We start from the raw sequence: 22,000 nt of genomic DNA, 5'->3' as shown, positions 1-22,000 counted from the left end.
GGTGGAGTGGACCACCCCCACCGGGCACACCTACCGCACCGAACCCCACGACCACCGCGGTTGATCGAGACTGCTCACGTCCCCGGGTCGACCTCGGCGCGGGGGGCATCGTCGCGCACCGGGGGAACGAGTCGCCGGACCACATGGTGCAGCACCCGCCGCGCCTGCTCGATCGGTGCCCCGTAGAGCACCACGTCGCCGCCGAGACCGCGGGCGAGGGTCCACAGCGCCTGGCCGTCGAGTTCGGGATCGACGTCGGGTCCGGCGCGGCCGTCGGCCCTGGCTCGGGCGACGACCGACACGGCGAGTGACTGCAGCTCCTCGTCGCCCTCGGTCAGGACGGCAGCCAGGCGATCGTCGCGGCCGGCGCGGGCGGCGAAGAAGGTGTGGATGCGGATGGCGTCGCGCGTTTCGGGGTGTCCGCCGAGGAGTTCGTCGAGGACGGCGAGGAGCACCTCCCGCTCGCCGGCCGCGCCACCCTGCTTCGCCAGACGGGCCGCGATTCGCGACTCCATGCGCCGGTGGGCCTCCCGGAGGCCGTGCAGCAGGAGGTCGTCCTTCGTCGGGAAGTAGTACTGGACCCGGCCCATCGACACACCCGCCTCCGCCGCGACCGAGCGCAGCGAGACGGCCTCCATGCCGGCGTCGGCGACCAGTCGCCAGACGGCGGCGGCGAGCTCGGAGCGGCGGGCGTCGTGGTCGACGGAGCGGGGCACGCGGCCGAGCGTAACAATGCGTTCGCATTGACAAGTCCCGCACCCACTGTTCCAATGCGAACGCATTCACAACGGGGGAGGGGGAGTCATGAGGAGCAGGACGAGCGAGGCGTGGCAGGGCCTCGTGGGATTCGTCGTCGTCACGCTGGGGGTCGTGCCGCTGGTCGTGCTGGCGTTCGGGGCGCCGACCGGAGGCCTGTGGGGCCTGGTCCTCGACGGCGACGCGGGGGTGGCCGCGTGGATCTGGCCGGGTCTGGTCGTCGTCGCGGGTGTCGTGACCATCGGGGTGCTGGAGCGCCGCAAGCGGTGAGCCCGCCGGATCACTCTCGGAAGACCTATCCCAGCCGGATCACCGTCGGCCGGTCCGCCTCGAACGCGTCCGCGACGAGGTCCACCAGGTCGTCCGGCTCGGTGGCCCGCACCTCGATCGCCCCCGCCGCGTCGACCGCGTGGGGGTCGGCGCCGCCGTGGTCGCTGCCGTCGCGCACCACGACGACGGGCAGGGCGAGCCCCAGCTGCACGGCGGTGGCCAGGTCGGCGGCGGCGGTGTCGAACGCGCCCGTCCCGAGCAGTACCGCGACGGGCCGCGCGGGCCGGGCGGCGGAGGCGCCGATGGCGGCGGCGAGGCCACCGGGACAGAACAGGCGGGGCGCGGGCACCGGGAAGAAGTGCACCGACCCGAGCCGGGTGACGGCGGTGGTGCCCCCGACGAGCACCGCGTGGGGCGGCAGGGCGTCGCGCAGCACGTCGTTGACCAGCTCGTAGGCCCGCCCGTCGGCCCGGGCCTGCTCGCGGCAGGCGGCCCGCAGCGCTGCGGCGCGGACCACGCCGATCGCGGTGCGCCATGGCGGGAGGGCACCGCGCAGGGCGGCGACGGTCGCGGTGGCGTCGCCGAGCAGGCCGACGCCGGTGCCGTTGCGCGGCAGGCGGGTCTCGTCGAGGTCGATGTGGATCGAGGTCACGCCGTCGGGGCAGGTGAAGTCGCTGCCGACCACGAGCACGACGTCGCTGTCCGCGACCGCCCCGGCGACGGCGGCCAGGCGGCCCGACGCCCCGGCGGACAGCGGGTGCCCGTCGTCGACCACGCCCTTGCCGCCCGCGGTCGTGACGACCGGCGCGCCGAGCGCCTGCACCAGCGCGGTGATCTCGCCGGCCGCGCCGACCGCCCCGCCCCCGGCGACGACGAGCGGGCGCTCGGCGGCCTCCAGGAGCGCCGCGGCCCGCCGGACCGCGTCGGGGTCGGCGACGGGCGGTGCCGGCGGCGCCACCGCGGCGGACCGGCCGTGCCACTGCTGCGCCAGCACGTCGGGCGGCACGTCGACCTGCACCGCCCGCGGCCGCCCGCGGTGCATCGCGGCCAGTGCCGCGGCGACGGTGCCGGCCGCGGCGTCCGGGCTCGCGACGGTGCCGCCGCCGTGCGCGGTGAGGAACAGCAGCGGGTCGGGCACGTCCGGGTCGGGACCGTCGCCGGCGACCACCACCCCGGTCCGGCCGCTGACGCGCCGGTACGCCGCGGCGGCCCGGTGCGCCGCGGCGTCGGTGCCCAGGGTGAACACCGACAGCCCGGCGGCCGCCAGGTGTGGCAGCAGCGGATGGCCCGGCGTGCCGAAGGCGGCGTCGACGCCGTGCGCGCCGAGGGTCTCGGCGACGGCCGTACCGCCGGTGCGATCCACGTCCATGCGACGACCTTGCCCGCCCCCGTGCCCCGGCGCGCGCACCCGGAGCACGATCAACCCGTTCGTCGTAGGGGCATCAGCGGTGAGTAGCGGTGTAGAGGTCGCGGAGCAGGGCGATCTCGGCTCCGTGGTGGATGGCCTCCCGGTGGATGTGCAGCACGAGCGTGGCCATCGGCGACTCCGCGAACGGGCCCTCCGCCGGTCCGACGGGGCGGGCGAGCGCGTCGGCGTCGAGCCCGCGGACCCCCGCGACCCAGGCGTCGTGGACGGTGTCGAGCTGGTGCAGCGCGGCGTCGGCGGTGCCCGCGTAGTCGTGGTGCTCGTAGTCGACGGGCGGTCCGCCGAAGTGGTCGGCCACCCGCGCCCCGAACACCCCGACGATCACGTGCGCCAGCCGCCACGCGATCGTCGTGACCGGGGCCGGATCGGGGGGCGGGAACGCGAAGTCGATCGTGAACGCCCCGCCGCCCGCCTGCACCGGGGCCGTCGACGTGCCGCGCGGGCGCACGCTCCACGCACCCGGCACCGGCTCCCACAGGTACTCCTCGTCGCCGAGCCCGGCCAGCCGCGGCCGGAGCTGGTGGTGCCAGTGCCATTCGAGCTGCTCCAGGAGCTCGCGCGTCCAGTCGATGTCCATGGCGGCCACCGTAGGGGCCGACCCCGACGGGATCCGGATCGTCACCGGTGGCCGGATCGGGGCGACCCACCCGGATGTCGTAGCGTCGCGGCGTGCTCCGGACCACACGTGCCCCGTTGCTCGCCCTCCCGGTGATCGCCTCCGCCCTGCTGCTCGCCGGCTGCGGGGTCCTGCCCGGGCAGACCGCGGCGGCGCCCGTCGACCTCGCGGCGTTCGCCCCGACCGCGGAGAACAAGGACCCCTCGGTCCTGATCGACGGCGTCGAGGGGATGGTGTTCGACGGCGGGCAGCACGTCGGGCCCGACCAGCGCGTCGCGTACACCTTCACCCCGCCCATCGGCGGCGCGCACGACCAGGCCTGGGCCGCGTGCAACGGGGTCGTCTACCCGCAGCCGCTGCGCAGCGAGAACCTCGTGCACTCCTTGGAGCACGGTGCGGTGTGGATCGCCTACGACCCCGAGCGGGTCGGGGGCGCCGACCTCGACGCCCTCGCCGCGCGCGTGGAGGGGCAGCCGTACATGGTGCTCTCGCCCTACCCGGACATGGACTCGCCGATCTCGCTGCAGTCCTGGGGCCACCAGCTCGCCCTCGACGACGCCGACGACCCGCGCATCGACCAGTTCGTGGCGGCCCTGCGCCAGAACCGCTACACCCACCCCGAGCCGGGGGCGTCCTGCGACGAGATCGGCCGCGGCTACTTCGACCGCGCGTCGCCGCCGCCGTTCGCCCCGGTCCCCGACGCGGGGGCCGGGGCCGTCCCGGAGTCCTGACGCCTCAGGTGCGGGGGACCGGCACCCCGCGGATGCTCGCGTCGAGCAGCTGCACCGGGTGCAGGATCGGCACCCCGTCGGCCGCCATGTACTTGCCGATCTGCAGCAGGCAGCCCGGGTTGGCGGTGACGACGACGTCGGGCCGCACCGACCGCACGTTGCCCGCCTTGCGGACACCCAGCTCACCGGCCGCCTCCGGCGCCACCATGTTGTAGATCCCCGCCGACCCGCAGCACAGCTCCGCCTCCGGCAGGTCGACGAGCTCGACGTCGGGGATCGAGCGCAGCACCGCGCGCGGCTGCGCGCGCACCTTCTGCGCGTGCCCGAGGTGGCAGGCGTCGTGGTAGGCCACCCGCCCGCGGAACGGGTGCCGCGGCGCCACCGGCTCCAGCTCGGCCAGCACCTCGTGCACGTCGCGCACCCGCCCGCTGAACGCCGTGGCACGCGACGCCCAGGCCTCGTCGTCGGAGAGCAGGTGCCCGTAGTCCTTCATCGACGACCCGCAGCCCGCGACGTTGGTGACGACGGTGTCGACGTCGAGGGTCTCGAACCGGGCGATGGTGCGCCGGGCCCGGCCCAGCGCGGTCTCCTCGCGGCCGGCGTGCAGCTCCAGCGCGCCGCAGCACTGCTGGTCGCGCGGCACGAGGACGTCGTAGCCCTCGGCGGCGAGCACGCGCACCGTCGCCTCGTTGACCCGGTGGAAGAACACGTCCTGCACGCAGCCCGACAGCAGGGCCACCCGCCCGCGCCGCGCCCCGACGGCCGGGGTGAACACCGGGAGCTGCGCGAAGGCCGCGCGCACCGACACCGGCGGCAGCAGCGACTCCATCGCGGCCAGCCGCCCGGGCAGCTTCTCGGCGAGCCTGCGGACCGCCGGGATCGTGCGCAGCTTCTGGTACAGCGCGCCGGGGAGGGCGGCCGCGCGCAGCCGCCGCCGGTACGGGAACAGCGAGAAGATCGCCTCGCGGAACAGCCGGTCGCCGCGGTCGCGCTGCACGTTGCGCTCGACCTGCGGGCGCACCGACTCCAGCAGCTTGTCGTACTGGACGCCCGAGGGGCACGCCGTCACGCAGGCCATGCAGCCGAGGCAGGCGTCGATGTGCTCGGTGAACGGGCCGTCGAGGGAGATCTCGCCCTTGCTGGCGAGGTCCATCAGGTAGATGCGCCCGCGAGGGGAGTCCATCTCCTCGCCCCACAGCTGGTAGGTGGGGCAGGTCGGCAGGCAGAAGCCGCAGTGCACGCAGTCGTCGAGCAGCTCGCGCTCGGGCGGGCGGTGGGCGTCGAACGCGGACGGCCCGTTCTGCGGGATGTTGGTGTCGGCGGAGCCGGCGGGGGTGGTCACTGCGAGATCACATCCAGGGGGAGAAGCGGCCCGGACCGAAGCGGCCGTCCGGGTCGAGCGCGGTCTTGACGGCGCGGAGCACGGCCAGCGCCGACGGCGGCGGGCCCCAGGCGGGGGCGTCGGCCCCCACCGGGCGGCTGCGCAACTGGGAGGTGCCGCCCGCGGCGTGCACCCGGGTGTGGGCGTCGGCGACGGCGTCGGGGGGCAGCGAGACGGTGGCGACCCCGGTGCCCAGCCCGGCGGTGGCGGCGTCGGGTGCGAGCTCGGACACCAGCGCGGGCAGCAGCGACGGCCGGGCCCCGATCCGCAGCACGGCGGCGTCGGGCGCCCCGCGGGTGAGCTCGGCGTGCCGCGTCCACGGGTCCCCTTCCGGGGTGGTGGCACCGGCGCCCAGCACCTCCTGCAGGCGCGCCACCCGGGCCGGGAGCGCCTCGTCGGTGCCCTCGATGCGCACCAGCAGCCGCCCGTCGCTGGTCCACTCCAGCGCCACCGGCTCGAACGGCCCCTCCAGCACGCGGGCGGCGAGTTCGGCGGCCCGGGCGAGCGGGGCGTCGACGACGAGCGTGGCCGTGCGCTTCGGCACCGGGTGCAGCCGCAGCACGACCTCGGCCAGCACCCCGAGGGTGCCGTAGGAGCCGTGCAGCAGCTTCGCCAGGTCGTACCCGGCCACGTTCTTGATCACGTGCCCGCCGCTGCGGGCCACGGTGCCGTCGGCGAGCACGACCGTGACGCCGATGACGAGGTCGCGCAGGGTGCCGTAGACCAGCGACGACGGGCCGGAGTCGGCGGTGGCCAGCAGCCCGCCGAGCGTGGCGCCGTCGGCGATGCGGGCGGCGTCGAGCGAGACGTGCTGGCCGTGCTCGGCCAGCTCCTCGGTGAGGGCGCGCAGCGGGGTGCCCGCGTGGGCCGACACCGTCATGTCGCCGGGATTGTGGGTGATCACGCCGGTGAGGCCGGCGAGGTCGAGGACGGCGTCGACGGCCCCGAGCTCGCCCGCCCAGCCGGCGGCGGTGCCCGCCCCGGCGACGGCGAGACGGCCGGGGGTGTCGCGGACGGCGTCGCGGACCTCGGCGAGGTCGGTCGGTCGCAGGGTGGTCGTGGTCGTCATCACAGGCGCTCGATCACTCCGGACTCTTCGAGGGGATGGGCCCGGTACTTGCCGGGCCGCTCGCCGCACAGCCGCGGCGTGGGCAGCACCTTGCCCGGGTTGCACAGGTTGTGCGGGTCGAAGGCCGCCTGCACGCGGGCCATGACGGCGAGGTCGTCCTCGGAGAACATCTTCGGCATCGAGCACGCCTTGTCGGTGCCGATGCCGTGCTCGCCCGAGAGCGACCCGCCCATCTCGACGCACAGTTCCGCGATCTCGCCGGACAGGCGCTCGGCGCGCTCGGTCTCGCCCGCGGCCGCGCTGTAGAGCACCAGCGGGTGCAGGTTGCCGTCGCCGGCGTGGAAGACGTTGGCCACGCGCAGCCCGGCGTCGGTGCCCATCCCGGCGATCCGGTCGAGCACCTCGGCGAGCCGGGTGCGGGGCACCACGCCGTCCTGCACGAAGTAGTCCGGGGAGATCCGGCCGACCGCGGCGAACGCGGCCTTGCGGCCCTTCCAGATCTTCGCGCGCTCCTCGACCGACCCGGCGATGTGCAGCCGCGTGCAGCCGTGCTTCTCGCAGATCGCCTTCACCTGCTCGAACTGGGCGTCGCACTCCTCGACGGGGCCGTCCAGCTCCACGACCAGCGCCGCCGGCACCCCGACGGTGTAGCCCGCGTGCACGGCCTCCTCGGCCGCCTCGATGGCCAGGGTGTCCATCATCTCGACGGCGGCGGGCACGATCCCGGCCGCCACGATGTCGGACACGACGTCACCCGCCGCGGCGACCGACGGGAAGTCGGCCAGCAGCGTGCGCACCGACTCCGGGGTGCGCAGCAGCCGCACGGTGATCGAGGTGGTGATGCCCAGGGTGCCCTCGGAGCCGAGGAACACCCCGCGCAGGTCGGGCCCGGCCTGCTCGCCGGTGTCGGTGCCCAGGGTGACCACCGACCCGTCGGGCAGCACGACCTCGCAGCTCAGCACGTGGTTGGTGGTGAACCCGTACTTGAGGCAGTGCGCGCCGCCGGAGTTCTCCGCGACGTTGCCGCCGATCGTGCAGACCTGCTGGCTCGACGGGTCGGGCGCGTAGTACAGGCCGTGCGGCGCCGCGGCCGCGGTGATCTCCAGGTTCGTGACGCCCGGCTCCACGACCGCCCGCCGGTTCGCCGGGTCGACCTCGAGCACCCGCTTGAGCCGCGCCAGGCTGATCACCACGCCGTCGGCGACCGGGAGCGCGCCGCCCGACAGGCCGGTGCCCGCCCCGCGGGCCACGAACGGCACCTTGTGCTCGTGGCAGACCCGCACCGCCGCCGCCACCTGCGCGGCGTCGCGGGGCAGCAGCACCAGGTCCGGGCACACCCGGTAGCCGGTGAGGCCGTCGCACTCGTAGGCCCGGCACTTCACCGGGTCCGACAGCACGTCCGCCGGATCGAGCACACGCTCGAACGCCTGCCGCACCCCGCCGTGAAGCGTCACGGGTCGCCCCCTTCGTTGCGTGTCGATGGTCCGAACGAGACTACGACGGGACGGGCGCCCGCGCCGACCTCGGCGCGGGCGCCCGCGGTCATGCCCGGGGCATCCGCAGCCCGGCCATGCCGCCGTCGACGGCCAGCTCCGTGCCGGTCACCGAGGCCGCGGCCGGACTCGCGAGGTAGGCGACGGCGTGCGCCACCTCGTCCATCGACACGAGCCGGCCGAGGGGCTGGCGGGCCCGCAGCGCCGTCAGGGTCGCGTCGGGATCGGTGGCGGCGTCGAGCAGCCGCCCGATCCACGGCGTGTCGACGGTGCCGGGGTGCACGCAGTTGACCCGGATGCCCTCCCCGACGTGGTCGGCGGCCATCGCGCGGGCGAGCGCCGTCACCGCCCCCTTGCTGGCGGAGTACAGCGCCCGCTCGGGCAGGCCCGCCGTCGCCACGATCGACCCGACCATGACGATCGAGGCCGCGGACGAGGCCCGCAGCGCGGGCAGGGCCGCCCGGGTCACACGCACCGTGCCGAGCAGGTTGACCTCCAGCACGCGCCGCCACTCGTCCAGGCCGCCCGCCTCGACGGTGCCCGAGGCCCCGATGCCGGCGTTGTTGACCAGCACGTCCAGGCCGCCGAGCCGGTCGAGGGCCTCGGCGACCGCCGACGCCACCGAGGCGTCGTCGGCCACGTCGGCGCGCACCCGCAGCAGCGGGTCCGGTGCCCCCGAGGGGTCGAGGTCCAGCACCGCCACGGTGGCGCCGCGCTCGGCAAGCAGCAGGGCCGTCGCCCGGCCGATCCCGGACGCGCCGCCCGTGACGAGCGCGGTGAGGCCGTCGAGATCGGTCATGAGAGCGTCTGCCCGCCGTCGACGTGCCACGACTGCCCGGTGACGAAGCGCGTCGCGTCCGAGGCCAGCACGACCGCGAGATCGGCGACGTCCTCCGGCGTGGTGAGGCGCCCCATCGGGATGCCGGTGCGGAACTTCGCGGGGTCACCGGCGATCTGCCGCTCCGGGCCGATCCCGAGGCGGCGCCACTGCTCGCGCTGCAGCTCGGTGTCGCACGAACCGGGGCACAGCGTGTTGACGCGGATGCCCTCGCCGGCCAGCTCGAGGGCGAGGCAGCGGGCCATCATGTCCGTCGCGGCCTTCGACGCGCAGTACGCGCCGAGGTCCATGCGCGGGGTGTCGGCGCAGTTGGAGGTCACCACGACGATCGACCCGCCCGCGGCGCGCTCCCGCATGTGCCGGGACGCGGCCCGCACCGACAGGTAGGCGGCGCGGGTGTTGACGGCGAACTGCGCGTCCCAGTCGTCCACCGGGGAGGTGGTGAGGTCGCCCGCGCGCAGGATGCCCGCGTTGTTGACGAACACGTCCGGGGCGCCCAGGGCGTCGACCACGTCCTGCACGGCGCGCTCGGCCTGCTCGGCGTCGGTCAGGTCCGCGGCGACGGCGACGCCGCCGAGCCCGTCCGCCGTCCGCTTCGCCCCCTCCGCGTCCTGGTCGATGACCGCGACGGTCGCGCCCGCCCCGGCCAGCGCCGCGGCGATGGCCGCACCGATGCCGCGGCCCCCGCCGGTGACGGCGGCCGTGCGGCCGGCGAGCACGGCGTTCACGAGGCGACCTCGTCGGCGTAGCGGGCGCGGATGCTCAGCAGCGAGCCCAGGCTGATCACGGCGATCACGGCCAGCAGCGCGGACATCGGCCATGCGGCGTTGTCGTAGGCGACGAGCAGGGCGCTGGCCAGCAGCGGGACGAGCCCGCCGAGCATGCCGCCGATCTGGTAGCCCAGCGACGCGCCGCTGTAGCGGACCTCCGGCGGGAACATCTCCGAGTACAGCGCGGCCTGCGGCCCGTACATCAGCGGGTGGCCGATACCCATGATCACGATGATGCCGAGGAACAGCAGCGGCGTCGAGCCGGACTCGATGAGCCAGAACAGCGGGAACGCGAACAGCGCGACGAGGACCGCGCCCGCGCCGAAGACCGGCTTGCGGCCGAGGCGGTCGGACAGCGCGCCGAAGGCCGGCACGGTGAGGCACATCACCACGGCGGCCACCAGCACGGCGCCGAGGAACGTGCCGCGGGGGATGCCCACGTGCGTGGTCGCCCACGACAGGCCGAGCACGGTCACCAGGTAGAAGACGGTGTTGATGATGACGAACGCGCCTGCGGCGCCGAACACGCTGCGGGTGTGGCGGGTGATGGCGTCCTTGACGGGCATGCGCGCGGTGCTGCCCGCGGCCTCCATCTGCGCGAACACCGGCGACTCCATGATCCGCAGCCGCACCACGAGCCCGACGATGATGAGCAGCGCGCTGGCCAGGAACGGCAGGCGCCAGCCCCAGGCCAGGAAGTCCTCGTCGGGCAGGAACCCGACGGCGGAGAACGCGGCGGTGGACAGCACCAGCCCCAGCGGGCTGCCGATCTGCGGCCACGAGCCGTAGAAGCCCCGCTTCCCCGGTGGTGCGTGCTCGACGGCCATCAGGACGGCACCGCCCCACTCGCCGCCGACGGCGACGCCCTGGACGAACCGCAGCCCCACGACGAGGATCGGCGCGAGGATCCCGATCTGCGCGAACCCGGGCACCAGCCCCATCGCCAGCGTCGCGATCCCCATGGCCAGCAGCGAGATGACCAGCATCTTCTTGCGGCCGACCCGGTCGCCGTAGTGGCCGAAGACCATGCCGCCCAGCGGCCGCGCGGCGAACCCGACGGCGTAGGTGGACAGCGACGCGAGCAGGCCCGCGGCGGGGGAGAAGTCCGGGAAGAACACCGTGGGGAACACCAGCGCCGCGGCGGTGCCGTAGATGTAGAAGTCGTACCACTCGACGGTGGTGCCGACGAGGCTGGCGAAGGCGACCTTGCGGGTCTGGCGAGGGGTGGCCGCGTCGGCGGGTGCGCCGCCTGCGGGCCGCTCTGAGATGTCGGTCATCGGGATGCGACCTCCGTGGGTCGGGTCGGGTCGGGGGTGGTTCGGGTGGTGCTGCGCAGGGCGGCGTCGTAGGCGCTGGTGATCGCCTCGCGGGCCTTGCCGGCACGGGCGGCGTCGCCGATCACGACCACCTCCGTGCGCGCGGCGAGCGGGAGCCGGGCCGCGACGGCGGCGCCCGCCCCGCGGCGGAGCCGGTGGTAGAGCCAGTCGCGCATCCGGTCGGAGGCGAACAGGCGGTGGGCGGCGCGCGAGCGCGCGGCGCGGGTGTGCAGCAGCCGGGGGACCACCGCGCCGAGCCCGAACCGGTAGCGGGCCCCGGTGGCGACGACGACGAGGTCGGCGTCGCGGAGCAGTTCGGTGGTGGCCTCGGTGCGGTAGTGGAACGCGACGCCCTTGCGGGCGCAGTCGCGTTCCATCTCGGCGACGTACGCGGCGAAAGTCGGCTCGGCCGCGACCACGTCGTTGAACCGCGGCGCGAGACCGGTGAGCCGGAACGCCCCGCCGGGCCGGTCGGCCCGCTCGATGACCACGACGTCGTTGCCCTGCGCCACCTGGGCGGCGTAGGTCAGCCCGGCCGGTCCCGCGCCGAGCACCACGATGCGGCGCCCGGTGGCGGGGGTGGCGTCGGCGTACTCCAGTTCGCGTCCCGTGGCCGGGTTGACCACGCAGGACAGCGTCGCCCCCGAGCGCATGTGCGTGACGCAGTGGTTGCAGGCCAGGCAGCGCCGCACCGGCTCGCCCGCCTGTGCCTTGGCGACCCACTGCGGGTCGGCGATGAGCGGACGGCCCAGCGCGACCACGTCGAGCTTGCCCTCGGCGACCGCGCGCGCCGCGACCTCCGGGTCGCCGAGCCGCCCGACCCCGATCACGGGCACGGCCACGGACCGCTTCATCCGCGCCGCGTAGTCCAGGAAGGTGGCCTCCGGGTACATCATCGGGGGGATCATCCGGGCCGCGTCGGGGAGCGACCGGTAGTGCCCCGCGGTCACGCTCACCGCGTCGGCGCCGTCGCGCTCGGCCCAGCATCCCACCTGGATGCCCTCGTCGAGGGTGAGGCCACCGGAGAAGAAGTCCTCCACTCCGATGCGGAAGATCACCGGGAGGCCCGGGACCTCGGCCTTGATGCGCCGCAGGATCTCCAGGCCGAAGCGGGCCCGGTTCTCCAGCGACCCGCCGTAGGAGTCGGTCCGGGTGTTCTCCAGGGGGGAGAGGAACTGCGAGATCAGGTAGCCGTGCGCGCCGTGCAGCTCGACGACGTCGAAGCCCGCCTCGCGGGCCCGGCGCGCGGCGGCCACGTACGCGGCGAACGCCTCCTCCAGCCGCTGCGCCGTCATCGCCTCGGGCACGGCGATCTCGTGCTCGATCTCGAACACCGGCGTCGGCACGGCCGACGCGGAGACGGGCCGGACCCCCGAGACGACGCTGCGCGCCCGGCTGCCGCCGTGGCCGAGCTGGATCGAGGCCTTCGCGCCTGCCTCGTGCAGCACGTCGACGAGCCGGCGAAGGCCCGGGAGGAACCGGTCGTGGTAGATCCCCAGCTCGTGGAAGCGGTGCTTGCCAGCGATCTCCGGCGACGCCATCTCGACGGTGACCAGGCCGACACCGCCCTCCGCCCGCGCCCGGTAGTAGGCGACGGTCGCGTCGGTGACGTGGCCGTCGTCGTCGGCGAGGCGGGTGGTCATCGAGGGGAGCAGGGTCCGGTTGCGCAGCGTGACTCCGCCGATGTCGACGGGGTCGAAGAGGTCAGCCACGAGACAGTTCCGCACGCTCGACGACGGCCCGGATCCGGGCGCGCTCGGCGGCACCCACGGGCTGCAGGGGCGGCCGTACGTGCGCCTGGTCGATGCGTCCCAGCTCGGCCAGGGCCACCTTCATGCGGTTGTGGCCGTCGAGGAACGGGTCGTCGTAGCAGACCTCCGCCACCGGGCGGATGCGCTCCCAGATGCGCCGGGCCTCGGCGAGGTCCTGCTTCTCGACCGCGCGCCACAGCGCGACGTGCAGGTCGACGACGAGGCTGCCGTGACCCGAGAGCACCCCGTCGGCGCCGAGCACGAGCGAGGTGAGCAACGAGCGGCTGAAGCTCGACAGCACCGAGATCGGCTTGGCGAGCGAGCGCAGGGCCCGCAGGTTGCGCTCGTAGGCGACGATGTCGTTCGACCACTCCTTGACCGCCACGACGTTGTCGATCTCCGAGCAGATCCGCACGACCGCGTCGGTGCCCAGCCGCAGGCCGGACGTGGACGGGTAGATGAACGCGATCATCGGCAGGCTCGTGGCGTCGGCGATCGCCGCGTAGTGCGCGAACGCCATGTCCGGCCGCAGCTGCGACCCGCCGTCGAACACGACCGAGGGGAAGACGAGCAGCGCGTCGGCACCGGCGGCCTCGGCGTCCGCGGCGATCCGGGCGGCCTTGGCGGACCCGTCCTGGTAGACACCCGAGATCACCGGGACGGTGCCGGCCGCCTCGTCGAGCACGATGTCGAGGACGCGGCGCTGCTCGTCGGCGGTGAGGGTCGCGACCTCGGAGGCGTGGGCGTTGGTGGTGATCCCGGAGACGCCGTCCACGTCGAGCAGGGCGCGCACGTGCCGCCGGAGCTGGGGCTCGTCGATCTCCAGATCGGCGGTGAACGGCAGCAGGTGGGCGGGGATCACACCGCGCAGTGAGACCATCGTCGGTCTTCTCCCTTCGTCGGGGCCGCCGGTCGGAGGAGAGCGACCGGCGGGTTGACGGGAAGTTACGTCCGTGGTTCGGGGCGGTGGAAATGCCGATCTGGCAGGTGTTATGCATGAGGGGCATCACAGAGATGCCGTGAGGGGTGCGCAGATGACGCAGGAACACGCGGTCGAGCTGCGGCACCTGCGCGCGTTCGTCGCGGTGGCCGAGGAGCTCAGCTTCACCCGCGCCGCCGTCCGGCTGCGGATGACCCAGCCCGCCCTGAGCCGCACGATCGCCGGGCTGGAGCGGATGGTGGGCGGCGCGCTGGTCCGGCGGGACCGGCGCTCGGTGGCCCTCACCGCGGCGGGCGTCCGGTTCCTGCCGCACGCACACCGTGTGCTCTCGGCGATGGACGAGGCCGTGCGGGCGGCGTCGGACCGGCTGCCGGTGCTGCGCGTCGGCTTCACCTGGGGTTCCACGGCCGAGTACACCGGGCCGATCGTCCGGGCGTTCGAGCAGGAGCACCCCGACGTCGTGGTCGAGATCCGGCGCTACGACGACGCCGTCGCGGGCCTGGCCGACGGGCGCACCCACGTGGGCTTCCTGCCCGGCGTGCCGGACGACCCGCGCCTGAGCTCTCTGGTGCTGGCCGAGGAGCCGCGGGTGGCGGCACTGCCCGCCGACCACCCGCTGACCGCGCACGAGGTGGTCCGCCTCGCCGACCTCGCCGACGGGCCGGTGGTGATCAACGTCGTGTCCGGCACCACGACACCGGACCTGTGGGACGCCGGGCGCCGGCCGCAGATCATGGTGCGGGTCCGCAACGTCGACGAGTGGATGGAGGCGATCGCCGCGGGCCGCGGGGTGGGCCTGACCCCGGCGTCGACGGGCCGGCTCTACAGCCATCCCGCCATCCGCTACCGCGAGATCGTCGACGCCCCGCGCGTCCCGATCTCCCTGGCCTGGCTGCGCAGCGCCGCCCACCCGCTGGTGACGGAGTTCGTGGCGGTGGCGCGTCGCACGCGGCCGCAGGAGCGCGGGTGAGGTCCCGGGTCTGCACCGGCGCGCGGCCTGATGGCGGTTCCCACCCCGTCGAGTGGTTCGTACGCTGGCCCGGCGGTCGGGGATCGGACGGTAGCCTGGCGAAAGGGCGGCGAGATGACACTTCCACCCGGTGAACCTCCCCCCGAGCCCGAGCCGCAGTTCGACGGCGGGGTGCCCAGCGGATTCGTGATCCTCGTGCTGCGCACCGATCCCGATGTCGACGACCTGCGCAGGCTGGTCGGCGACGACGTCTTCGGCGAGCTGGCCCGGCTGCTGGTCGATCTGGGTTCTCCCCGGAACGAACGGCTCATCCCGCGGGCGGCGGCGGCGGATGCCGACCGGCTCGACGAGCGGGCCCGGCGGCGACGCCCGGACCGGCGCAACCGCCGTTCCGGACGGTTGTACTGGCGCGTCGACCGCCGCGAGAGCCGCGACGCGGCGGAGGTGGCCCGGCGCCTCGCGGCGCTGCGCGACGTCGTCGACACCGCCTACGCGGAGGCCCGGGTCGCGGCCGCGAGCCCGAGCGCGAACGCCTCCACGGCGGCCGCCTCGACCACGACGATGCTGGGCCAGGGCTATCTCGACGCACGACCTCACGGGGTCGACGCGAGGTCGGCGTGGACCCGGCCGGGCGGGGAGGGGCAGGGGGTACGGCTCGTCGACATCGAGATGGGCTGGCGGATCACCCATCCCGCGCTCGCGGCGCACACCCCGAAGGTGCTGCCCGACCCCCATCGCGTGAACCGGGACGGCATCGGGGTCTTCGTCGGCGACCACGGCACGGCCACGCTCGGCGTGATCGCCGCCACCGGCCCCGGCGTGCCCGTCCTCGGTATCGCACCGCGCATCGCCTGGCTGCGCGCCTGCTCGCACTTCAACCGGACGACGGGCGACGATCTGGACGTCACGCCCGCGATCGTCCAGGCCGCGACGTACCTACGGGCGGGCGACGTGCTCGTGCTGGAGACGCAGCGGCTCGGCCTGTTCGGTCTGCTCCCGACCGAGACCGACCTCGCCGACTTCGACCACATCCAGAAGGCGACCGACGCCGGCATCGTGGTGATCGAGGCGGCGGCCAACGGCTCCCGCGACATCGACGCGTGGCGGCCCGCCGCGGACCAGCCGCAGCGCAGGCTGCAGCGGGGTGTCGAGGAGTGGGACTCGGGCGCGGTGCTGGTGGGCTCCTGCGTGAAGCGGGTGCACCAGGACGGGCACCGGCGCCATCCGACGTCGAACTACGGACGGCGCGTGGACTGCTACGCGTGGGGGGAGGGCGTGGCGGCCCCGACCGCGACGGCCACCTCGGAGGGGTACTTCGAGAAGTACGCCGGGACGAGCTCCGCCACCGCGATCATCGCGGGGGTCGCGGTGCTGGTCGAGAGCCTGCACCGGGCCGCACACGGTGGTCGGGCGGTCGCCCCGGAGACGGTCCGTGACGTGCTGTCGGCGCCCGCCCCGCAGGGCACGCCGCAGAAGCCGGTGGGCGACGCACGGCTCATCGGGGTGATGCCGGACCTGGACGTGATCTTCGCGGCCGTGCAGGCCGCTCCGCTCGGGCCGGAGCTGCCCGACGACGACATCCCGCTCCCGCCGGACTTATAGCAGGTCAGCCGGTGAGCGGGATCAGGGCCTCGACCACGGTGCCCGACGGGCTGGACCGGATCCCGCTCTCGCCGCCCAGCTCCTCGACCCGGCTCCGGATCGAGGCCAGGCCCACCCCCGCGTCTCCGGCGCCGGCGACGGCGAACCCGGTGCCGTCGTCGGTGACACGCAGCGAGAGGTGGCGTTCGTCGCGCCGCACCACCACGGTGACGGTGCTCGCGTGGGCGTGTTTGAGGACGTTGGTCAGGGCTTCGGCCGCGACGCGGTAGACCACGACCTCGACCGCCGCGGGGAGGTCGGTGAGGTCGCCGTGCACGGTGACCGACACCCGGGGTCCCTGTTCCCCGGCCCGCTCGGCCAGCCCGAGCAGGGCCTTCTCCACGCCCTCGTCGAGCGCGGCCGGTCGCAGCCCGTCGATGAGCTCGCGCACCTCCGCGGTGCAGGCGTCGAGGTCCGAGGCCAGTGAGTCGAGCAGGCCCGTGGAGTCCGGGGGCAGCGAGCGTCGCAGGACGTCGGTCATCATCCGGGTCCCCACCAGCGCGGAGGCGACGCCGTCGTGCAGGTCGCGCCGCAGCCGCCGGCGTTCCTCCTCCCGGGCCAGGACGAGGCGGTCACGGGCCCGCTGTAGCGCGACCGCGGTGCGACAGGCCTCGGCGGCCAGCGCCGCCTGCCCCGCCAGGTCACCCAGCAGACGGGTCTCGGCGGCGGAGAACCGGCTGTTGGCCCGGCGCGGGGTCACCAGCATCTCCCCGACCGCCTCGCCGTGGGCGACCAGGGGGAACCGCTGCGGCGGGCCGCTCCAGCGGCCGCGCTCGGCGGCGGTGGTGGCCTCGCCGTCGGTGCCGATGAGGACCAGCGCCGCGTAGGGCACCTTGAGCTCGTCGACGATCGTCGAGGTGATCCGGGGGAGCACCGCGAGCGGGTCCCGCATCGTCCCGAGGTAGCGGCCGAGGGAGGTGATGACGGCGTAGGGGTCGTCCCGGCGGCCGTAGAGCAGACGCGACACCCCCCGCTGCGCGAGATGCTGGGCCGGCTGCAGGATCGCGGCGACGGCCCCCGCGCCCAGCAGGGCCGCGGTGGGTGAGCCGGCCTCGACGAAGGTGCCGCTGACCCCGGTGACGACGACGGCGTAGGTGGCGATCGCGAGGCCGGTGAGGACGAGCCAGACGGCGCCGCGGTGCACGTAGAGGTCCAGGTCGTGCAGTCGGTAGCGGAGCACGGCGAACGTCAGACCCAGCGGCAGGGCGGCGACGGCCAGCAGCCACGGCGCCGGCAGCTCGGTGACCGACAGGCCGACACCGGCCACGAGCAGCACGGCGCTGGGCAGCAGGCAGGCGATCTGGCGACGCTGGAGCGCCGGCGCGGCCCGCCACCGGACGATCAGGGCGACGAGCACGCCCAGCGTCGCCAGCAGGACCAGCGCGGCGGCAGACGCGGCCACGCCGAGCAGCACCTGCGCGGCCGGTGGCGGAGGGGTGGCCAGATCGACGAGCAGGCCCCGAGGGCTGATGGCCGCCGCCGCGGCCAGCGCCACCGTGGCGACGGCGGCGGCCGCGACGAGTACGACGGCGAGCGGCCGCCAGCGCGGGGAGGGCAGCCGCCCGTCCGGGACGAGCAGCAGCAGGACGGGGATCACCGCGAGCGGCGGCCACCAGCTCCACTGGCTGAGCCAGGCCGCGGGCAGGGCCGCGGCCCAGGCGACGGCGAGCGCGGCGACGGTGGCGCTCAGGCCGACGAGCAGCATCAGCCGGCCGAGCGGGTGGCCCGGCATCCGGCGGGTGACGAAGACCCCGAGCGGGGTGAAGGCGACGGCCATCGACGTCGGCAGTGCCGCGGTGCCGGGAACCGGACCGGTCTGACCGGTCAGGACGCCGGCCAGACCGAACGCGACCAGACCGATCCCGGCGGCGACGAGCACCCGGACCGGCAGGTCGACCAGCCACTGGACCGGCCCCCGGCCGCCGTGCGCCCGCCCGGTCATCGCGTCGCTCAGCCGAAGATCCGGTGTCCGAGGTTGTGGATCCAGTCGCGGACGTCCGGCTGCGTGAACACCCCGTGCGGTGACATCACCGCGGCCAGCCCGATGACGACGTCGGGCAGGTCGCCGACGGCACGCGGCGTGCGGACGTGGTCGGTCTCGACGCCGGACAGGAGGTCCCTGGTCGCCTCCACCTGCACGGCCGCGAGGAACGCGTCGATCCGGTCGACCAGCAGCTGCCGGTCCAGAGCGGTCGGGGGTTCGGCGGTCGCGTCGGGTTCCAGCCGTTGCTCGCCCGTCGCCTGGTCCGTGACGCGCACCAGCACCTGCCCGGTGGCCGTGTAGAAGTCCCAGGCCGGCCGGTCCGCGGGCGGCACGGTCTGCTCCTCGGTGCGGATGTGGGCGAGCACGTCGTCGGCCGGAGCGATGTGCAGCAGCTGGTCGTTGTCGGTGATGGCCACGACGGGCGTCTCGGGCTCGGTCATCGCTCCTCCGGGGCTGAGGTGGGGGTGACTCCAACTGAGCGTGGCAGCACGGTCGCCGCAGTGGAAGCGGCTTGCACTCGTTCGGCCCAGCCGCCGGCGACGCTCAGTGCAGCAGCCCCCGGTCCCGCGCGAGCAGCGCCGCCTGCACCCGGTCGGCGACGCCGAGCACCCCGAGCAGGATCGCGACCCGGTTGCGGACGGTCTTCTCCGCGACCCCCAGCTCGCGGGCCAGCTGGCCGTTGGTGCGGCCCTGCGCGATCAGGGTCAGCAGGCGCAGGTCGGCGGGGGAGAGGCGGTCGAGCGGGGCGGGCAGCGCGGCCGGGCGGGGCGGGCCCAGCGCCGCGGACGCCACCTCCGGCCCCAGCACCAGCCCGCCGTCGAGGACGGTGCGGGCGGCGCGGACGACCGTGTCGGGCGGGCTGTCCTTGAGCACGTAGCCGGTGGCCCCCGCGGCCAGGCACGCGCGGACGGTGGCGTCGTCGCGGGTCATCGTCAGCACCAGCACGGGGCATCCGGGGGTGCGGCGCAGGCGGGTCACGAGGTCGATGCCGCTCCCGTCGGGCAGGCCCAGGTCGACCACCGCGACGTCGACGGACTCGGCCGCCCCGGTCGCGGCGCCCTCGCGCACCGACCCGGCCTCGACGACGCGGGCGACCCAGTCCTCCAGGCCCAGCAGGGTGGCGAGCCCGCGGCGCATCAGCGGGTGGTCGTCGACCACGAGCACCGTGACCGGCTCCATGGTTCGGGACTGTAGCCCGGCAGGGCGGGCGGACGTCCCGGCCGCGACGGGACCGCGGGCCTCGTCGCGGGACCCGCCGGAGCCGAGCGTCAGCGGTGTCCACCGAAGGAAGCGCCGGAAGGGCCCCGTGATGCAGACGACCCCGCAGTCCGCCGACACCACCGACCTCCTCGCGGCCGCCGCCGCCCACGTGCCGGGCGCCTGGACCGAGCTGGTCCGCCGCTACACCCCGCTGCTGCGCTCGCGGATCGCCGGGTTCCGGCTGCAGGAGGCCGACGCGCTCGACGTCGCCCAGGCGACGTGGCTGCGCCTGGCCGAGAACGTGCACCGCATCCACACCCCCGAGCACCTCGGGGGCTGGCTGGCCACGGTCGTGAGCCGGGAGTGCATCCGGGTGCTGCGCGTGGGCTCGCGGTCGGTACTGGCCGAGGAGCCGGTCGCGGCGGCCGTCGACCCGCGGCCCGGGCCGGAGCAGATCGCCGTCGACGCCGACGTGCACGCAGCCCTGCGCACGGCGCTCGACGCGCTCCCGGCCCGGCGCCGCGCCCTGATGGACGCCCTGTTCACCGACGACCGCAGGCCCTACACCGAGATCGCCCACGACCTCGGGATGGCCGTCGGCAGCCTCGGCCCGACCCGCGCGCGGACGCTGCAGGACCTGCGACGGCGGCTCGAACTCGCGGGGATCTCCGCCTGAGAATTTCCGCGATGCGGAAAACTTGATCCGTATGGTAGAAAAGTACTCATGGACCTGCGGATCGACCCGACCCTGCGCACGTTCGTCGCCGAGGAGCTCCTGCCCGGGCTCGACGTCTCCCCGGACCGCTTCTGGAGCGTCCTCGCGGACCTCCAGGAGCGCTTCGCGCCGCGGATCGCGACCCTGCTCGCCCGCCGCGACGAGCTCCAGGCACAGGTCGACGACTGGCACCGCGAGCACGGGGCCGGCGACCCGGCCGCGTACGCGGAGTTTCTCACCGGCATCGGCTACCTGCTGCCCGAGGGCGCGCCGCGGGTGCGGGTGTCCGGCGTCGACACCGAGATCGCCGAGGTGCCCGGCCCGCAGCTGGTCGTGCCCTCCACGGTGCCGCGCTACGCCCTCAACGCCGCCAACGCGCGCTGGGGCTCGCTCTACGACGCCTTCTACGGCACCGACGCGCTCCCGCTGGACCGCGAGCTGGAGCCCGGCTACGACGAGCAGCGCGGCGCCCAGGTGATCGCCGCGGCCGACGAGCTGCTCGACGAGCTGTTCCCGCTCGCCTCCGGCAGCCACGCCGACGTGTCGGAGTACACGGTCACCGACGGGGTGCTCAGCCCCGCGCCGGCCGACCCGTCCCAGTTCGCCGGCTCCGCGGACGGCGTGATCCTGCTGCGCCGCAACGGGTTGCACGTCGAGCTGCGGATCGACGCCGAGCACCAGGTCGGCCGGCAGCACCACGCGCACGTGGCCGACGTCGTGCTGGAGTCGGCGGTCACCACGATCGTCGACCTGGAGGACTCGGTCGCCACCGTCGACGGCGAGGACAAGACCGCGGCCTACCGCACCTGGCTCGGGCTGATGACCGGCACGCTGTCGACCTCGTTCGAGAAGGGCGGCCGGACCGTCGAGCGGTCGGTGCACGGCGACCGCACCTACACCGCCCCCGACGGCACGGAGCTGACCCTGCCCGGCCGCTCGCTGCTGCTGGTGCGCAACTGCGGGCACCACATGACGACCAACGCGGTGCACGCGGGCGACGCCGAGGTCGCGGAGGGCGTGCTCGACGCGCTGGTCTCGGTCACCGCCGCGCTGCACGACCTGCGCGGACTGGGCCGCTACTCCAACTCGCGCGCGGGCAGCGTCTACGTCGTCAAGCCCAAGCAGCACGGGCCCGAGGAGGTGGCGCTCACCGTCGAGCTGTTCGCGGCCGTCGAGGAGGCGCTGGGGCTGCCGGCCCGCACCGTCAAGATCGGGATCATGGACGAGGAGAAGCGCACCTCGCTCAACCTCGCCGCCTGCATCGAGGCCGCCCAGGACCGGGTCATCTTCGTCAACACCGGGTTCCTCGACCGCACCGGCGACGAGATCCACACCGACTTCGAGGCCGGGCCGGCGGTGCGCAAGGACGACATGAAGTCGACGTCGTGGCTCACCGGCTACGAGGACCGCAACGTCGACGTCGCGCTGGCCGCCGGGTTCGCCGGGCAGGCGCAGGTGGGCAAGGGCATGTGGGCCAAGCCCGCCGCGATGGCCGCGATGCTGGAGCAGAAGGGCGCGCATCCGCAGGCGGGCGCCAACTGCGCCTGGGTGCCCTCGCCCACCGCGGCCACCCTGCACGCGCTGCACTACCTGCGCACGGACGTGCGGGCGCGCCAGGAGGAGCTGGCCGGGCGCCGCACCGACCGCGCACTGCTGCTGGAGGTCCCGGTGCAGACCGGGGAGCTCTCCGACGAGGAGAAGCGCCACGAGCTGGAGACCAACGCGCAGTCGATCCTGGGCTACGTCGTGCGCTGGGTCGGGCTGGGCATCGGCTGCTCGACCGTGCCGGACCTGGAGGGCGTGGGCCTGATGGAGGACCGCGCCACCCTGCGGATCTCCAGCCAGCTCATCGCCAACTGGCTGCACCACGGCGTCGTCGGCGAGGAGCAGGTGCGGGAGACCTTCGCGCGGATGGCCGAGATCGTCGACGGGCAGAACGAGGGCGAGCCCGGCTACGCGCCGATGGCGAAGGACCTCGAGGGCAGCCCGTCCTTCCAGGCGGCCCTGGACCTGGTGTTCTCCGGCCGCGCCGAGCCGGGCGGCTACACCGAGCGGGCGCTGACCACCTGGCGGCAGAAGGCCAAGGCGAGCGGCTGACGCGCACGGCCCGGGGACGGTCGTAGGGTCGGGCGC

At 74.8% G+C, this 22,000-nt stretch carries 20 protein-coding genes; 6 read left to right on the top strand and 14 right to left on the bottom strand.

Annotation, left to right across the window (positions count from 1 at the left end):
* Window positions 1-74: 74 nt before the first annotated feature.
* Complete coding sequence (locus PHY01_RS26570; protein WP_170183848.1) at window positions 75-716, bottom strand: TetR/AcrR family transcriptional regulator; 642 nt, start codon at window positions 714-716, stop codon at window positions 75-77.
* A gap of 88 nt (window positions 717-804) precedes the next feature.
* On the opposite strand from PHY01_RS26570, the gene PHY01_RS16645 reads away from it, so the two are divergent.
* A complete protein-coding gene (locus PHY01_RS16645; protein ID WP_141279719.1) occupies window positions 805-1,026 on the top strand; it encodes a hypothetical protein in 222 nt (73 codons plus the stop codon).
* Between the two features lie 25 nt (window positions 1,027-1,051).
* Here the strand turns inward: PHY01_RS16645 and PHY01_RS16640 are convergent, their stop codons facing one another.
* Together PHY01_RS16640 and PHY01_RS16635 are read right to left on the bottom strand one after the other, a co-directional pair.
* The gene (locus PHY01_RS16640; protein WP_141279718.1) at window positions 1,052-2,395 is read right to left on the bottom strand and encodes a thiamine pyrophosphate-binding protein; all 1,344 of its coding nucleotides are present in this window, start codon (window positions 2,393-2,395) and stop codon (window positions 1,052-1,054) included.
* A gap of 73 nt (window positions 2,396-2,468) precedes the next feature.
* A complete protein-coding gene (locus tag PHY01_RS16635) occupies window positions 2,469-3,029 on the bottom strand; it encodes a DinB family protein (protein ID WP_174824129.1) in 561 nt (186 codons plus the stop codon).
* A gap of 146 nt (window positions 3,030-3,175) precedes the next feature.
* Here PHY01_RS16635 and PHY01_RS16630 point away from each other — a divergent pair, with 146 nt between their 5' ends.
* The gene (locus tag PHY01_RS16630; RefSeq protein ID WP_246085954.1) at window positions 3,176-3,799 is read left to right on the top strand and encodes a thioredoxin-like domain-containing protein; all 624 of its coding nucleotides are present in this window, start codon (window positions 3,176-3,178) and stop codon (window positions 3,797-3,799) included.
* Window positions 3,800-3,803: 4 nt separating this feature from the next.
* On the opposite strand, the gene PHY01_RS16625 is transcribed toward PHY01_RS16630, so the two are convergent.
* The 8 genes from PHY01_RS16625 to PHY01_RS16590 all read right to left on the bottom strand — a co-directional run bounded on the left by PHY01_RS16625 (window position 3,804) and on the right by PHY01_RS16590 (window position 13,297).
* Window positions 3,804-5,141: a (Fe-S)-binding protein gene (locus PHY01_RS16625; protein ID WP_141279716.1), complete on the bottom strand. Its 1,338-nt coding sequence runs from the start codon at window positions 5,139-5,141 to the stop codon at window positions 3,804-3,806.
* A 7-nt stretch (window positions 5,142-5,148) separates the two neighbouring features.
* Entirely contained in the window at window positions 5,149-6,249 is a 1,101-nt protein-coding gene (locus PHY01_RS16620; RefSeq protein ID WP_141279714.1) for an FAD-binding oxidoreductase, read from the bottom strand.
* The gene (locus tag PHY01_RS16615; protein WP_246085950.1) at window positions 6,249-7,703 is read right to left on the bottom strand and encodes an FAD-linked oxidase C-terminal domain-containing protein; all 1,455 of its coding nucleotides are present in this window, start codon (window positions 7,701-7,703) and stop codon (window positions 6,249-6,251) included. The genes PHY01_RS16620 and PHY01_RS16615 overlap by 1 nt, the downstream gene beginning before the upstream one ends.
* An 88-nt stretch (window positions 7,704-7,791) precedes the next feature.
* Entirely contained in the window at window positions 7,792-8,541 is a 750-nt protein-coding gene (locus tag PHY01_RS16610) for an SDR family NAD(P)-dependent oxidoreductase (protein WP_141279712.1), read from the bottom strand.
* The gene (locus PHY01_RS16605) at window positions 8,538-9,308 is read right to left on the bottom strand and encodes an SDR family NAD(P)-dependent oxidoreductase (RefSeq protein WP_246085949.1); all 771 of its coding nucleotides are present in this window, start codon (window positions 9,306-9,308) and stop codon (window positions 8,538-8,540) included. Before PHY01_RS16605 ends, PHY01_RS16610 begins: the two co-directional genes overlap by 4 nt.
* Complete coding sequence (locus PHY01_RS16600) at window positions 9,305-10,627, bottom strand: MFS transporter (protein ID WP_141279708.1); 1,323 nt, start codon at window positions 10,625-10,627, stop codon at window positions 9,305-9,307. Before PHY01_RS16600 ends, PHY01_RS16605 begins: the two co-directional genes overlap by 4 nt.
* Entirely contained in the window at window positions 10,624-12,378 is a 1,755-nt protein-coding gene (locus PHY01_RS16595; RefSeq protein ID WP_170183847.1) for an oxidoreductase, read from the bottom strand. Before PHY01_RS16595 ends, PHY01_RS16600 begins: the two co-directional genes overlap by 4 nt.
* Window positions 12,371-13,297: a dihydrodipicolinate synthase family protein gene (locus PHY01_RS16590; protein ID WP_141279704.1), complete on the bottom strand. Its 927-nt coding sequence runs from the start codon at window positions 13,295-13,297 to the stop codon at window positions 12,371-12,373. The genes PHY01_RS16595 and PHY01_RS16590 overlap by 8 nt, the downstream gene beginning before the upstream one ends.
* A gap of 154 nt (window positions 13,298-13,451) precedes the next feature.
* Here PHY01_RS16590 and PHY01_RS16585 point away from each other — a divergent pair, with 154 nt between their 5' ends.
* Both PHY01_RS16585 and PHY01_RS16580 read left to right on the top strand, forming a co-directional pair.
* Window positions 13,452-14,327, top strand: coding sequence for a LysR family transcriptional regulator (locus tag PHY01_RS16585; RefSeq protein WP_170183846.1), 876 nt, complete (start codon window positions 13,452-13,454; stop codon window positions 14,325-14,327).
* A gap of 114 nt (window positions 14,328-14,441) precedes the next feature.
* Window positions 14,442-15,929, top strand: coding sequence for a S8 family serine peptidase (locus PHY01_RS16580; protein ID WP_170183845.1), 1,488 nt, complete (start codon window positions 14,442-14,444; stop codon window positions 15,927-15,929).
* Between the two features lie 4 nt (window positions 15,930-15,933).
* Here the strand turns inward: PHY01_RS16580 and PHY01_RS16575 are convergent, their stop codons facing one another.
* The 3 genes from PHY01_RS16575 to PHY01_RS16565 form a co-directional block, all read right to left on the bottom strand.
* A complete protein-coding gene (locus PHY01_RS16575; protein ID WP_141279698.1) occupies window positions 15,934-17,910 on the bottom strand; it encodes a sensor histidine kinase in 1,977 nt (658 codons plus the stop codon).
* Between the two features lie 8 nt (window positions 17,911-17,918).
* On the bottom strand, window positions 17,919-18,392 hold the full coding sequence (locus tag PHY01_RS16570) for a hypothetical protein (protein ID WP_141279696.1): 474 nt from the start codon (window positions 18,390-18,392) through the stop codon (window positions 17,919-17,921).
* A 103-nt stretch (window positions 18,393-18,495) separates the two neighbouring features.
* Complete coding sequence (locus PHY01_RS16565; protein ID WP_141279695.1) at window positions 18,496-19,131, bottom strand: response regulator transcription factor; 636 nt, start codon at window positions 19,129-19,131, stop codon at window positions 18,496-18,498.
* 130 nt (window positions 19,132-19,261) lie between these two features.
* Between PHY01_RS16565 and PHY01_RS16560 the strand changes: the two genes are divergently transcribed.
* Entirely contained in the window at window positions 19,262-19,828 is a 567-nt protein-coding gene (locus tag PHY01_RS16560; protein ID WP_246085953.1) for an RNA polymerase sigma factor, read from the top strand.
* A gap of 48 nt (window positions 19,829-19,876) precedes the next feature.
* Window positions 19,877-21,964, top strand: a complete 2,088-nt coding sequence (locus PHY01_RS16555; RefSeq protein WP_141279691.1) for a malate synthase G — start codon at window positions 19,877-19,879, stop codon at window positions 21,962-21,964.
* Window positions 21,965-22,000: the final 36 nt, after the last annotated feature.

The sequence above is a fragment of the Pseudonocardia hydrocarbonoxydans genome, assembly GCF_006539565.1.
Classification (GTDB): domain Bacteria; phylum Actinomycetota; class Actinomycetes; order Mycobacteriales; family Pseudonocardiaceae; genus Pseudonocardia; species Pseudonocardia hydrocarbonoxydans.
The sequence above is the reverse complement of the archived record's forward strand: the minus strand, read 5'-3'. Positions and strand labels throughout refer to the sequence as shown.

Coding starts and splice junctions, on each gene's coding strand:
- PHY01_RS16645 (WP_141279719.1), top strand. CDS start 805: ATGAGGAGCAGGACGAGCGAGGCGTGGCAGGGCCTCGTGGGATTCGTC.
- PHY01_RS16640 (WP_141279718.1), bottom strand. CDS start 2,395: ATGGACGTGGATCGCACCGGCGGTACGGCCGTCGCCGAGACCCTCGGC.
- PHY01_RS16635 (WP_174824129.1), bottom strand. CDS start 3,029: ATGGACATCGACTGGACGCGCGAGCTCCTGGAGCAGCTCGAATGGCAC.
- PHY01_RS16620 (WP_141279714.1), bottom strand. CDS start 6,249: ATGACGACCACGACCACCCTGCGACCGACCGACCTCGCCGAGGTCCGC.
- PHY01_RS16610 (WP_141279712.1), bottom strand. CDS start 8,541: ATGACCGATCTCGACGGCCTCACCGCGCTCGTCACGGGCGGCGCGTCC.
- PHY01_RS16600 (WP_141279708.1), bottom strand. CDS start 10,627: ATGACCGACATCTCAGAGCGGCCCGCAGGCGGCGCACCCGCCGACGCG.
- PHY01_RS16590 (WP_141279704.1), bottom strand. CDS start 13,297: ATGGTCTCACTGCGCGGTGTGATCCCCGCCCACCTGCTGCCGTTCACC.
- PHY01_RS16585 (WP_170183846.1), top strand. CDS start 13,452: ATGACGCAGGAACACGCGGTCGAGCTGCGGCACCTGCGCGCGTTCGTC.
- PHY01_RS16580 (WP_170183845.1), top strand. CDS start 14,442: ATGACACTTCCACCCGGTGAACCTCCCCCCGAGCCCGAGCCGCAGTTC.
- PHY01_RS16575 (WP_141279698.1), bottom strand. CDS start 17,910: ATGACCGGGCGGGCGCACGGCGGCCGGGGGCCGGTCCAGTGGCTGGTC.
- PHY01_RS16570 (WP_141279696.1), bottom strand. CDS start 18,392: ATGACCGAGCCCGAGACGCCCGTCGTGGCCATCACCGACAACGACCAG.
- PHY01_RS16565 (WP_141279695.1), bottom strand. CDS start 19,131: ATGGAGCCGGTCACGGTGCTCGTGGTCGACGACCACCCGCTGATGCGC.
- PHY01_RS16560 (WP_246085953.1), top strand. CDS start 19,262: ATGCAGACGACCCCGCAGTCCGCCGACACCACCGACCTCCTCGCGGCC.
- PHY01_RS16555 (WP_141279691.1), top strand. CDS start 19,877: ATGGACCTGCGGATCGACCCGACCCTGCGCACGTTCGTCGCCGAGGAG.